Here is a 12,606-nt window from a genome sequence, read left to right as displayed (position 1 = left end):
AGCAATGACGAATTTGGCAATCAGTGTTCTGGGCGTTGATCTTGGCAAAAACAGTTGCAGCGTTGCTGGCCTTGATGATTCCGGCGCAGTCGTGTTGCGTCGACGGATGACGAGACAGGGTCTGATTAAGTTCGTATCGAAGCTGCCGCGATGCGTGGTGGCGATGGAGGCATGCTGCGGCGCGCATTTTCTGTGCCGAATATTCCAGTCGCATGGTCACTCGGTGCGATTGATGTCGCCCGAATATGTTCAGCCCTACGTCAAGGCGCAGAAGACCGATGATCGCGATGCCGAAGCGATTGCTGAAGCCGCGACCCGACCAACAATGCGCTTGGTGACACCGAAAAGCGAAGCCCAGCTCGACCTGCAAATTCTGCATCGCGCACGCGCAAGGTTGGTTGCAGAGCGGACCCGGCTGACCAACCAGTTACGCGCGATGCTGCTGGAGCGGGGTATCATTCTGCCAAAGCGCCGTGGTCCCCTAATCAATCGGCTCGACGAACTCATGGCGGACGATCCGCCAATCAGTGCCAGGATGCTGCATCTTCTGCAGGACCTGCGCGACGAATGGACCCAGCTCGACCAGCGAATAGCGGCCTATGACGGCGAACTGGTGGCGCTAACTCGCGAGGACGATCTGGCGCGGCGCCTGGTTACAATTCCCGGCATCGGTGTGATTAATGCCACGGCGCTGGTCGCTGCAGTGGGCGATGCCAGCGCCTTTGCCAAAGGGCGTGATCTGGCCGCATGGCTCGGTCTGACGCCGCGACAACACTCGACCGGCGGTAAAACCAAAATGCTGGGCATCAGCAAGCGTGGGAATCGTTATTTACGGACCCAGCTCATCCATGGGGCACGGGCCGCGATGAGGCACTTTGCCGAGCAACAAACAGCGATAGGAGCGTGGCTACGCAATCTACTTGCTCGCGCGCATCCCAACGTTGCGGTCGTCGCACTGGCAGCCAAACTGGCGCGGATCGCCTGGGCCGTTCTCCGGCGCGGTGACGTGTATCGATCGCAGGAGGCAACCATCTGACGGAATTGCGGTCAGTCGAGGCTGGGCGCTCAGAATGTCTGTGGAGGTGAGATAGATGGCATAACGGTCGAACCGGCGGACGGGAAAGCCTGGTTAAAAATGTGGTGCTTGTCACCGATGGCTTTATGAAGCTCCTGCCGCGCGGAACCCATCTTGGCCAGGTCAGCAGACCTGAGACCGGATACGTTGATGCAGACCCACTACGCCATCCAATTTTACCCTTGCAGACGGGGCGGGCCATACGTTTTTTAGGATGTCGCGCTCCTCGGTCACCCGGTAGCCGCGCTCGGTGATCTGGGCCACCGCATCACGCTTGAACTCGTCGCTGAAATTAGCTTTCCCCATCGTCGCCTCCTGTCCTCAAATTTAGGAAAGAAGGCGTCCACAAATCTAGGGGCTATTCAACGTCGGCATCCATGAACTGCGCAAGAGCTTCCTTGCTCAGACCAGGCTCGGTCGCCGTGTCTCAGTCTTCGCTTTCAGCCTGCCCGAAAATAGCCGGAAGCGTATGCGCGCGAAGATGCGGAAGCGGATCAGCGGCGAGGTCGCGGTAGACAATTTCCGCATCGGGATAAACCTGCGTCAGCTTTGTCATGACCTTTGCGGAACATGTCCCGCGAAAACGAGTTGGGCTCCTGAACGCCGACATCGAGCGATCGATATACACTATCTTCATTCTCGTTTCCCGCCACCAATTATGGAATGGCCCGCCCCTTTTCCAGCATCTGATAGGATGCGGTTGTTGGTGAAAAGGAAAGGAGCGAGCCATGACTATTTGTACACTTGGAGTCGATCTGGGCAAGAACAGCTGCAGTGCTGCCGGGCTTGATACGACTGGCAAAGTCGTGCTGAGCAGACGCATGCGCCCGTCCACAATTCCAGGCTTCACAGCGAAGCTGGCGCCATGCGTGATCGCGATGGAGGCCTGTTGCGGGGCGCATCATCTGGGTCGGTTGCTGGCGGCTCAAGGCCATACCGTCTGGTTGATGTCGCCGGAATATGTCCGTCCCTACGTAAAGGCGCAAAAGAACGATGATCGCGACGCAGAGGCGATCGCGGAAGCCGCAACGCGACCGACCATGCGGTTCGTCGAGATGAAGACCCAGGATCAGCTCGATGTTCAGTCGCTCCATCGCGTGCGGTCGCAGCTCGTGGGAGCGCGTACGAACCTGATAAATCAGGCGCGAGCGATCCTAATGGAACGCGGGATCGTAGCGCCCCAAGGCCGCCAGAAGTTCGAGAGGGCACTCGATGCGATGCTAGCCGATACGGATCGTCTTCCCGAGGGTCGGATCCGTCGGTTCATGATGGAAACACGCGAGGAGTGGAAGACGCTGGACGACAGGATCGCGGCGCTTGATATGGAGTTTCTAGAACTCACCCGAACCGATGAACTGGCGCGCAGGCTTTTGACGATCCCAGGGATCGGTTCGCTCAATGCGACAGCCCTGGCAGCCGCAGTCGGAGATGCGTCGACCTTTGAACGGAGCCGTGATCTCAGCGCTTGGCTGGGCTTGGTACCGAAGCAATACACGACAGGCGGGAAACCGAAGATTCGAGGAATAAGCAAACGCGGAAACAGGTACCTGCGAACCCTTTTGATCCATGGTGCAAGAGCTGCACTGCCATCGCTTGCCAAGAGCGAGACGCCGCTGGGGAGCTGGCTGCTCGGCCTGCTTGCCAGATGCCACTACAACACGGTGACGGTGGCACTGGCCAACAAGCTGGCCCGGATCGCTTGGGTCACACTGCGTCGCGGAGACACGTTGTCGATCGACCGTGCTGCAATGCCGATCTGAGTATCCTGGTCACCGGTCCTCGACCGGTTGTGTGACCACGATGTCTGCGGGAGGAATTTTGAAGATGGCCTGACGGTAAATCGACGCCCTGAAAGCCTGGTACCAAGAACGGCACTTTGCTGCCACCCCCATTATGAGGTTCAGAGCGTGCGAAGCTCCATCTTGGCGACAGCGCAACGCTGATATGCCGTATACGTTGATGCAGACCAGTCAGTTGCCAGCCTCAAAATAGTCCTTGCAGACGGGGCGGGCCATACGTTCTTGAACCGCCCCGGGATTGCCGGAGGCCCTAACTCCTGAGAGGAAGGGTCTACGATGAGCAAGACAACGAACAAGTTTTCACCTGAGGTGCGTGAACGGGCTGTTCGCCTGGCGCTGGATCAAGAGAGCGAGCATCCCTCCCGTTGGGCAGCGATCACATCCATAGCGGCCATGATTGACTGCTCGGGTCACACGCTGCTGGAGTGGGTGAAGAAGGCCGAGGTGAACAGCGGCAAGCGTGCCGGCGTTCCGGTCGGGGACTGTCAGTAATTTTGTGCGCGAGGTCATATAGATGGAATGGAAAGGACCATCGATATGGCAATCGACAAGGAGTTACTGGACCAGCTGGACGGACGTGACCCGCAAGAGTTATTCGCCCGGGACGGACTGATTGACGAGTTGAAGAAGGCACTGTCGGAACGGATGCTGACGGCAGAACTGGACGATCATCTCGAATCGGAAGCGGAGGCCGGCGTCGCCAATCGGCGCAACGGCAGCTCGAAGAAGACGATGCTGACCGGCACGTCGAAAGTGACGCTGGATATTCCGCGCGACCGTTCGGGTACATTCGATCCCAAGCTGATCGCCGAGTATCAGCGCCACTTCCCGGACTTCGATACGAAGATCATCTCGATGTACGCACGCGGCATGACGGTGCGTGAGATCCGGGGGCACCTGGAAGAGCTGTACGGCATTAACGTGCGCCGGATCTGATCTCCACGATCACCGACGCCGTGCTGGAAACGGTGACCGAATGGCAGGGCCGGCCGCTCGATGATTGCTATCCTCTGGTGTTCTTCGACGCGATCCGCGTGAAGGTTCGCGACGAAGGCTTCGTTCGCAACAAGGCGGTCTACATCGCGCTCGGCATCCTGCCCGACGGAACCAAAGAAACCCCCAGACGAGGCCCGCACTCCGCTAATCTACGCCGCGAGTTGCGCCAAATGTTCTGACGACGGACACTATTGCTCTCTCCGTATTGCCCCCCGAAACAATCAGACTGCTTCTGTGCACATAAAGCGATGCCGGAGCAACCAGATGGGCATGCGCGTCGATGATCATCTATCCTTACCCCCGTTGGTTTAAGCGCATTTTCGGGCTGAAGACAGAGTGTAGCAACTCAAATCGGGTAGACCAGATAACGGGGGAGAACCGATGTATCGAGCTCGGCGCGGCGGGACAGCAACTTGGCGCCACCATCGTCTGACAGTCGCATTGTATCGAGATAGCGGCCGGCGGCCAGGACTTGGGTGACGCCGGCATCCATCGGCGTCATGAACACCGAGAAATTCGAAACCACTTCCACCGTTCGGGCATCGACCTGGCGATGGCTGACGCGCTGGACGAAATGACGGGTGCGGTAGTCCTGAAAGGTGCCGGCCCAGATCTCGTTCACATAGGTGACGCGATCTTCGAGCCGTGCCCGGCAATCGTCGAACATGAATCCGAGCTCGAGGTTGTGCTCGCTATTTTCGACCGCGCGGCAATAATAGGATGCTTGTTCTTCCTCGGCATAGTTCGCCAGCCAGCCCGGCATGTCCTTGCTGTCAAGCGCGTTGGCATCGGCCAGCAGCAATCGGTCGATCGCTTTTTCCAGCTCGGGAGTGGTGGCCGTCATGCCTCTGCCCTCTCGAAACCCATCGCCGAGCGGTAATATTCCCAGCGGGGCAGATTGCCGCTTTCATCGTTCTGCAGAAACTCCGATTCCAGCTTGCCCGGATCACGCACGCCTTTCTGGAAGATAGCGTTGCCCGGCGTGTGACTGCCGATGTGGATCCGGTGGAAGATCGAGGCGTCTTCCATACTGATCAGCCCGCAGGGACCCAACAGGTTGGAACTCTGCCGCAAGCGGTGGCGAACCATGTCCGCATCGTCGTCCTGGTGGGCGAAATAGGCGTAGTGAACTTCTGTAGTCTCTGCGTCGACCGGGTTGGCAAAGCGCAGATTGATGACATCGAGGTGCTTGGTCGAGACGAAGGTGGGGAACAGCTGGACGATCCGCGACCCGACCGATGGATCCTGCCCCTTGAAGGAAATCAGATCCTTGTCTTTCAGAACGCTGGGGCCGCTCGCCACGGAGAGTGCCGATTCGAAGCAGACATGGCCGCGTTTGGTGGCGGTATACTGCCGCCCCTTGCCGCCCTGCCAGTTGAGCATCTTGAACGCCGCGTGCAGCAACGGGGCATGATAGCCGTCGTTGTCGTTGTAGCCCTTCCAGTTGCTGTCGTAGCGAACCTTCTGATAGCCGAGCAGCTTCAGCCGTCCGTCGCCGGCCATCAGTTCGCGCAGTGTTTCGCCGGCTTCGCCGAGGAACTCGTCAAGTGGCTCAGTCTCGGCCGAAAACGTGACGAAGATCAGACCATAGAAAAGTTCGAAACGCGGTTGCTCCAAGGGGTAATCGGCCTTGTCGAAGCCGGGCAGGAATTCGCGCGGGTTGGGGCAGCCGACCAAGTTCCCCTTGGCGTTGAACAGCCAGCGGTGATAGGGGCACTCAAACTCGGTCTTGTTGCCCATCACTGCGGTTTCGAGCTGGTTGCTGCGGTGCGAGCAGGCGTTGTAAAACACCCGCACCACGCCGGCCTCGTCGCGAGAGATCAGAAGCGGGATTCCGGCCAGCCGCATCGTCTTGAAATCACCGGGATTGGGCAATTCGCTTTCATGCGCAATCGGGTGCCATTCCGGGCCGTGAAAAATCCGCCTGATCTCGTCAGCGTAGAGATCCGCCCGAGTAAAGGCCGCCTTGGGAACTTCATTATAGTTCTTGGGCCAGGTCAGTGTTGTTTCAGCCATCCTCGTTTCCCCACAGGTTTGATTGCAGCAATTCAGCTCATTTCAACGCTCCGCCTCGAGCGCCTTGCCCAGTTCGGCCCACATCCTGCCCGAATTACGCGCACCTTCGAGATAGTTTTCGGGACACAGGTGATAGGGCGGACGGCAAGGTCCGGCGTTCATCCATCCACCGGCGGTCATCCGCGCCTTTTCCAGCGGAATGTTGTAGGTGGAGAATTCCTTGAAGCTGCCGTTGGGAAACAGCGTTGCTGCCGTGGGCGCGAGCCGCCCCATGAATGTCTTGGCCTTGCTCCAGTCGCCGGTGGCGCGGGCCTGGGCGACGAGATCCCGCAATGTCGTACTGACGAGAGGATGGCAGACCGCGCCGCTGGTCCAGAAGGCATCGACCGAATCGTCCATCCGCGCCGCGCCATAGTAATCAAAATCGATCGGCAGCAGCTTGATCCGCCCCTTGATCGCGGCCAGATCGGGCAGCAGTGTGCCGACGCCGATGTACTTGGCAGTGACAACCTGCGGAATTTCGGCGACCTGACCCCAGAAATGGCGCGGGAAATCGAACTTGAATGCTTCGGGATTGGCATAGATTGCAATATTGATATCGGGCACCGCCTCAGCGACATCCTTGTAGAACTGGACCGCGACATCGACGCTCGGCGCGCACCACATCGGTACGCCCAGCATCGTCCCGGTCGCGCCGATATCGACTGCCTGGCGGGTCAGCGCGATGGTGTCGCGGGTGTTGATGCAGGTTGTGCCGACAAACACCGGCACCCGGCCCGCGGCGGCATCGACGATAGTCTTCATAAAGACGAGCTTTTCGTCAAGTGTCATGGTCGCGGCCTCGCCCAGCGTCCCCATACTGAGAATGCCGTCGACCCCGGCCTCAATCAGGCCGTTGACCATGCGGGCTGCTTCGTCGACATTAACAGTATCGGTGGCACGCCAGTCGGAAGCACCTTCCTTGGCCGGCGTCGGCACGATCGCCCAGGCACCCCTCACATCAGCAGCAGTCAGCAGTTCACGCGCCACAAAACATCTCCCAAATACTCTTCAAACATTAGCCAATGTGTAACGCATTGCCTATTGACTTGTCAAAGGTGGAATACGGATTTATGAGGCCGAATGCCACTAGGATTGCACGCGTCCGGCCGGATGCGGTGTGGGTTGGGAGAAATCAGGGATGACAGACGCGAACGGCAGATTTGCAGGCAAGATCGCAGTTGTCACAGGAGCAGCCCAGGGGATCGGCTTTGCTACCGCCCAGCGCCTAGGGCGAGAAGGGGCCACGGTCGTGGTTGCCGATCGTGCAGAACAGGCGACACTGGATGCGGTTGCGCGACTTATGGCCGAATCTGTCGACGCGCACCCCGCCATCCACGACCTTGAGCAACAGGCTGGAGCCGCTGCCCTGTATAACGCTGTAAGCGATAAATTCGGGCGGATCGACGTGGCCGTCCATAATGTAGGTGGTACGATATGGGCCAAGCCCTATTGGGAATACACCACCGAAGAAATCGTCGCCGAGATTAATCGATCGCTGTGGCCGACGCTGTGGTGCTGCCATGCAGTGCTGCCCCACATGCGCGCGGCAGGTCGCGGCGCGATTGTCAACATCGGCTCGGTGGCAACGCGCGGGGTCAATCGCGTGCCCTACGCGGCTGCGAAAGGCGGCGTGGCGGCGCTGACCGCTGCGTTGTCTCTGGAATTGGAGGATTGTGGCATCAGGGTAAATTGCGTGGCTCCCGGCGGGGTCAACGTGACCCGTGTCACCCCACGCAATCCTGCCCCGCCCTCCGACGCGGACCGCAAGGGCTTTGGCGAAGTGATGGAGCAGACCTTGCGCGATACCCCGCTGGGCCGCTTCGGCGAGCCCGAGGAACTGGCCGCCGCAATCTGCTTTCTCGCCGCTGACGAGGCGTCCTACATCACCGGCCAGACGCTCTACGTCGCAGGTGGCGGGATCGGCTGATCCCGCCCGCCTTGCGAGCCTAACCAGCCTGCTTGAGGATTTCGCGGAGCGACACATCGGCATCGGCCAGCTGCCCGGCCGACGCCTTGGCCCGGCGCTCTATCAGCCGTTTGCCGATGCCCATGTCCGGGGCGCGGTTGACAGTCAGGATGCCCTCGATCGTCTCGCCTGACCGGAAGAATGCGGTAAACTGGTTGCTTGCCATGTCTCCGCGCAGGGTTACCTCGGCTTGCGCCGGGATATGGCCGCAGAACTGGATGTTGAGATCGAACTGATCGCTCCAGTACCAAGCCGGCTTGCAGTAATCGACGTCCTGCCCGAGCATCGCGAGCGCTGCTGCCTGGGCCTGGTCGGCAGCGTTCTGGTAGGTTTCCTGGCGGATATGACCGCCGAAGAAGCTGTCCTGTTCGGCGACGTCGCCGGCGGCAAAGACATTCTCATTGCTGGTGCGGCACTGCCTATCGACGATAATGCCGTTATTGGTGACGATGCCTGCGTCCTTGGCAAGGCTGGTTTCCGGCACGATGCCGACCCCGACCACAACGGCATCGCAATCCACCAGCGACCCGTCGTCGAGTTCGACCTGAGTCACCCGACCATCTAGGACTCTCATCGCGTTCACGCCGCGTCCGAAGCGGGTATCGACGCCGCGCTGGTGATGTTCATTGCCCAACCATTGTCCAAATTGCGGCCCGAGCGCCCGGATCATCGGCGCCGCGAACGGCTCGATCGCCGTCACCCGGCAGCCCAACTTGATCGCGCTGGCCGCCACTTCCGCGCCGATCACGCCCATGCCGATTATGACGATGCGGGCCCCATCCTTGAGATCCGCCGCCATTCGCGTGGCATCGTCGCGGGTGCGCAAATAATGCACGTTGGCGGCATCGGTGCCCTCCATGTTGAGCTTGCGCGCCGAGCCGCCGGTCGCGAGGAGTATGCGATCTGCCTGGACCAGTTCGCCTCCGCCCAGGCGGACGCCGCCTGCGGTCAGATCGAGCGCTTCTGCCCGCACCCCGAGCCGCATGTCGATACGGTTGTCCGCGTACCATGCTTCATCGTGGAGGAAGAAGTTGTCCGGTACGTTGGCCGGATCCCACAACACTTCCTTGGACAGCGGCGGGCGCTCGTAGGGACGCCAGGGTTCCTCGCCGATCAGGGTGATCCGGCCATCAAAGCCAGCCTGGCGCAAGGACTCCACCGCGCGGCCACCCGCAAGATTTGCTCCGACCACGGCTATCGATTTCATGCAATTCTCCCAACTTTGAAAGCATACCGGAACAGCCGGCTGTCATTCGACCACCTTCCTTCCATATCTTTGCACATTATGTAATGCGTTGCAAATGTGTGATTGCGCTATGTCCGGCCAGTGGGTCCGATCTTTTCCATTCTCAACGCCAACTGACGACGCGACAGCCCCAAAGTACGGGCGGCTCGCGCAAAATTTCCGCCCGAGGCTTCCACCGCCTCCCGGATGACGAGGCCCTCCACGTTCGACAGAGTTTCGCCACCCTCGACAATCAAATCGAGCACCTGGCGAATCAACTCCGAACGATCATGGATATCGGTAACAGGCATAATCTTGCCGTCACTAGCCAATCCCATGGCCGGCTTTAGATCGGGTAAATCGTTACCCAGAAACAGATGCCGGAGGTCGATCGCCTGCCCATCATCGGCGAGCAACACCGCCCGCTCCACCATTCGCTCGAGTTCGCGCACGTTGCCGGGGTAATCGTAGACCAGCAAGGCATTGATCGCCCTCGTGGTGAACCCAGCTACCGCGCGTTGGTGACGACGCGAGAAACGAAAACGGAAATGCTCGATCAGCCCGGGTATGTCTTCGCGGCGCTGGCGCAGCGGCGGCACCCAAATCGGCAAGGTCGAAATCTGGTAGAACAGGTCGGCGCGAAACAGGCCATCGCGCATCGACTGAGTCAGATCGGCGTTGGCAGCGGCCATCAGGCGAACATCCACCTTAATGGTTCGCGTGTCGCCGACACGCTCGAATTCGCCTTCCTGGATCACACGCAGGATCTTGCTTTGGGCCAGAGGCGAGAGAGTGGATATCTCATCGAGGAAGAGCGTCCCACCATGGGCAAGTTCGAAGCGACCCGGTCGCGCAGCCACGGCCCCGGTGAAAGCGCCTTTGGCCACGCCAAAAAGCTCGGATTCGATCAACCCTTCAGGAATGGCGGCGCAATTGAGCGCGACAAAAGGAGCTTCCTTCCGCCGGCTCAAGCGATGCGCGAATTTCGCCAGCACCTCCTTGCCGACCCCGGTTTCTCCCGTGAATAACAAGGTTGCGTCGCTTGGCGCCGATCGCTCGATCATCGTCTTCACGGCAATGAAGCCAGCCGATACGCCAACGGCCATGCTGTTTTCGCCGGAATCCAGGACCGGCGGTTCCAGCGGCAAGGCCGATTTTTCCGGGCTGTCAAGGTGTGACCATTCCATGGCTGGCTTGGCATGCAGCAGACATGCCGCATCGCCCATACCGGCACACTCCAGTTCGCGCATGATGATCGGCTGGCCGGCAAATGCAGTGGCAAAACCGCTGGCAAAGCCAGTCTGCATCCAGCAGACCGGATCGGTGGCGCGGCCTTCGGCGTTGAGGTGAATGGCGGCTTCGATTGAATCGTGGACCAGGAACCGTCCTTCGAAGTGTCCGCGGGACTTGTCGTTTTCGAGCGCTTCGATCTGGGTCCAGCCAAAACCGGTCAAAGCATGGGCCTGGGGTCCTACGGCAAATGCATCGAGAAAGTCTCGATCGGGTCGTAGTTCCTTCGCGCCGACTGCACACCGCGCACCTTCGGCAAAGCCGAGCTCCCAGAAGAACTTGCTGGCCGCGTCCAGTCCTAACTGGGAAACCATGTGTCCCCGAAGCCCGGCAAGGGCAGAATTGCTTAGCAAGACGCAACGCTCGCCATCGCGCCAGATGCGGCCCATCTCGGGTGAGAACTGGAACGGATCTTTGGACGCTGCTGGCTGTTTCTAGTCCATACAAGCCAGATTCCCAAAACAGGCGATTATTTCCGCACGTTCATGGGCGAAGACGATGTCATCGTCATTCGCCAGAAGGACGGGTCGATCAAGGCGTTCCTGAACAGTTGCACCCACCGCGGGAACCGCGTCTGCCGCGCCGACCGCGGCAACGCAAGGGCGTTTACCTGCAACTACCACGGCTGGTCGTTTGCCCCCGATGGGGCGCTCGCCGGGGTTCCGCTGGAAAACGAGGCCTATTTTGGTAAGCTAGACCGCAGCAAGTTCGGGCTGGTTCCCGTGACTAAAGTGTCCGAATACAAGGGTCTTGTCTTCGGCTGCTGGGACGCAAATTCGCCCAGCCTCGAAGACTATCTGGGCGATGCCAAATTTTTCCTCGATGTCTGGCTGGATGCCATGCCGGGCGGATCAGCGCTGCTCGGCGAAACCCAGAAGATGGTGCTAGGCACCAACTGGAAGCTGCCGGTCGAGAACGTCTGCGGCGATGGCTATCACCTTGGCTGGGCCCATGCCGGCGCGATGTCAGCCGTGCAGTCCATGGACCTCACGGGGCTCAACGTCGGCAATTCGGGCGTCGATCTTGATGGCGGACTGTCGGTCGCCGGCATGAACGGGCACATGGTCCTGAGCGCGCTCGACGGCGTTTCCGGCTATGCCTTCTATCCCGATCCCAAACCGATCCTCGAATACCTGGAAGCCAACCGCCAGACGGTGATCGACCGCTTGGGCGAGGTGCGTGGCAAGCAGGTCTGGGGAGCGCAGGTCAACATTACCATCTTCCCCAACCTGCAACTGCTGCCCGGCCTCAACTGGTTCCGGGTCTATCATCCCAAGGGTCCCGGGCAGATCGAGCAGTGGACCTGGGCCATGGCCGAAAACGACATGCCCGAGGCGGTGAAAGCGCAGATCCTCGAAAATCAGTGCCTGACCTTCGGCCTGGCAGGCCTGTTCGACAACGACGATGGCGACAATCTGACCGCCTGCACTGAACAGTCGCGCGGCTGGCGCACGGCGCAAATGGATGTCTACACCAACATGGCGCTGGGCCGCTCGGGCAAGCGCGAGGGCTTGCCCGGCGATATCGCCGCCGGCCTGGTGAGCGAACACAACCAGCGTTATTTCTACCGCCGCTGGCAAGAGCACATGATGGCGGAAACCTGGGCCGAGGTGCCCACCTACAACATCAACTCGCTGACAGCGCAGGAGGCCGAACATGCTTGACCGGCCCCTGTCGCCTCCCCCGGTCGAGGTAATCGTCGCGGTCACCCAGGCGCTCCACTGCGAGGCGCGGCTGCTCGACAATGAAGACTTCGACGGCTGGCTGGCCATGCTGAACGAAGACATCTGCTATCGCATGGAATTGAAGAGCCGCCGGTTTCGTGCGGATCGTTCGCCCCCCTTGCCGGTCGGCCCGGGCGTGATCTTCAACGAGGATCTTGGCCGTCTCAAGCTGCGGGTGGATCGCTTGAAATCCGGCTTCGTTTGGGCCGAAGACCCGCCCAACTTCATTCGCCGCGCCATCTCCAACGTCGAGGTAGTGGCCAGACCTGCGGAGAACGAGGTGCGGGTCCATTCGGTGCTGATCATGCACCGCAACCGGATCGACGGCACCACCCGCGTGCTCACCGCCGCGCGCACCGACCTGTGGCGCGGCGAAGGCCAGGCCTGGCTGCTCGCGGCGCGCGACATCGTGCTCGACCATTCCGTGCTGCCCGACAGCAATCTCAACGCCTTCTTCTGAACTGCAATTTCAA

The 12,606-nt window shown here is 60.1% G+C and carries 12 protein-coding genes and 2 pseudogenes; 7 read left to right on the top strand and 7 right to left on the bottom strand.

Going from position 1 to position 12,606, the window contains the following annotated elements:
- Positions 1–4: 4 nt before the first annotated feature.
- On the top strand, positions 5–1,036 hold the full coding sequence (locus tag LOZ77_RS01705) for an IS110 family transposase (RefSeq protein WP_230280482.1): 1,032 nt from the start codon (positions 5–7) through the stop codon (positions 1,034–1,036).
- A gap of 162 nt (positions 1,037–1,198) precedes the next feature.
- On the opposite strand, the gene LOZ77_RS01700 is transcribed toward LOZ77_RS01705, so the two are convergent.
- The gene (locus LOZ77_RS01700) at positions 1,199–1,381 is read right to left on the bottom strand and encodes a hypothetical protein (protein ID WP_230280481.1); all 183 of its coding nucleotides are present in this window, start codon (positions 1,379–1,381) and stop codon (positions 1,199–1,201) included.
- Positions 1,382–1,502: 121 nt separating this feature from the next.
- Entirely contained in the window at positions 1,503–1,712 is a 210-nt protein-coding gene (locus LOZ77_RS01695; RefSeq protein WP_230280502.1) for a hypothetical protein, read from the bottom strand.
- 91 nt (positions 1,713–1,803) lie between these two features.
- On the opposite strand from LOZ77_RS01695, the gene LOZ77_RS01690 reads away from it, so the two are divergent.
- The 3 genes and pseudogenes from LOZ77_RS01690 to LOZ77_RS01680 form a co-directional block, all read left to right on the top strand.
- Positions 1,804–2,835 (top strand): IS110 family transposase, encoded by a 1,032-nt coding sequence (locus LOZ77_RS01690; protein WP_066762568.1) that lies wholly within the window; start codon positions 1,804–1,806, stop codon positions 2,833–2,835.
- Between the two features lie 315 nt (positions 2,836–3,150).
- Positions 3,151–3,348, top strand: a pseudogene (locus tag LOZ77_RS01685) (IS3 family transposase); the annotation flags it as partial.
- 63 nt (positions 3,349–3,411) lie between these two features.
- Positions 3,412–3,989, top strand: a pseudogene (locus LOZ77_RS01680) (transposase); the annotation flags it as partial.
- Positions 3,990–4,216: 227 nt separating this feature from the next.
- Here the strand turns inward: LOZ77_RS01680 and LOZ77_RS01675 are convergent.
- The 3 genes from LOZ77_RS01675 to LOZ77_RS01665 are packed head-to-tail and all read right to left on the bottom strand — an operon-like array spanning position 4,217 to position 6,915.
- On the bottom strand, positions 4,217–4,714 hold the full coding sequence (locus LOZ77_RS01675) for an aromatic-ring-hydroxylating dioxygenase subunit beta (RefSeq protein WP_066762567.1): 498 nt from the start codon (positions 4,712–4,714) through the stop codon (positions 4,217–4,219).
- Positions 4,711–5,886: an aromatic ring-hydroxylating dioxygenase subunit alpha gene (locus tag LOZ77_RS01670; protein ID WP_066762564.1), complete on the bottom strand. Its 1,176-nt coding sequence runs from the start codon at positions 5,884–5,886 to the stop codon at positions 4,711–4,713. Before LOZ77_RS01670 ends, LOZ77_RS01675 begins: the two co-directional genes overlap by 4 nt.
- 42 nt (positions 5,887–5,928) lie before the next feature.
- Entirely contained in the window at positions 5,929–6,915 is a 987-nt protein-coding gene (locus tag LOZ77_RS01665; protein ID WP_066762562.1) for a dihydrodipicolinate synthase family protein, read from the bottom strand.
- A 151-nt stretch (positions 6,916–7,066) separates the two neighbouring features.
- Between LOZ77_RS01665 and LOZ77_RS01660 the strand changes: the two genes are divergently transcribed.
- Positions 7,067–7,855 carry a 1,6-dihydroxycyclohexa-2,4-diene-1-carboxylate dehydrogenase gene (locus LOZ77_RS01660; RefSeq protein ID WP_066762559.1) on the top strand — a complete coding sequence of 263 codons (789 nt, stop codon included), beginning with the start codon at positions 7,067–7,069 and terminating at the stop codon, positions 7,853–7,855.
- 19 nt (positions 7,856–7,874) lie between these two features.
- Here the strand turns inward: LOZ77_RS01660 and LOZ77_RS01655 are convergent, their stop codons facing one another.
- Positions 7,875–9,101: an NAD(P)/FAD-dependent oxidoreductase gene (locus LOZ77_RS01655; protein ID WP_230280501.1), complete on the bottom strand. Its 1,227-nt coding sequence runs from the start codon at positions 9,099–9,101 to the stop codon at positions 7,875–7,877.
- A 107-nt stretch (positions 9,102–9,208) separates the two neighbouring features.
- Positions 9,209–10,798 (bottom strand): sigma-54-dependent Fis family transcriptional regulator, encoded by a 1,590-nt coding sequence (locus LOZ77_RS01650; RefSeq protein WP_066762552.1) that lies wholly within the window; start codon positions 10,796–10,798, stop codon positions 9,209–9,211.
- Positions 10,799–10,810: 12 nt separating this feature from the next.
- Here LOZ77_RS01650 and LOZ77_RS01645 point away from each other — a divergent pair, with 12 nt between their 5' ends.
- Entirely contained in the window at positions 10,811–12,073 is a 1,263-nt protein-coding gene (locus LOZ77_RS01645) for an aromatic ring-hydroxylating dioxygenase subunit alpha (protein WP_370638093.1), read from the top strand.
- A complete protein-coding gene (locus LOZ77_RS01640) occupies positions 12,066–12,593 on the top strand; it encodes an aromatic-ring-hydroxylating dioxygenase subunit beta (RefSeq protein WP_066762549.1) in 528 nt (175 codons plus the stop codon). Before LOZ77_RS01645 ends, LOZ77_RS01640 begins: the two co-directional genes overlap by 8 nt.
- The last annotated feature ends 13 nt before the right edge of the window (positions 12,594–12,606 follow it).

Origin of the sequence: Croceicoccus sp. Ery15 (assembly GCF_020985305.1) — a bacterium.
Lineage (GTDB): Bacteria > Pseudomonadota > Alphaproteobacteria > Sphingomonadales > Sphingomonadaceae > Croceicoccus.
The sequence above is the reverse complement of the archived record's forward strand: the minus strand, read 5'-3'. Positions and strand labels throughout refer to the sequence as shown.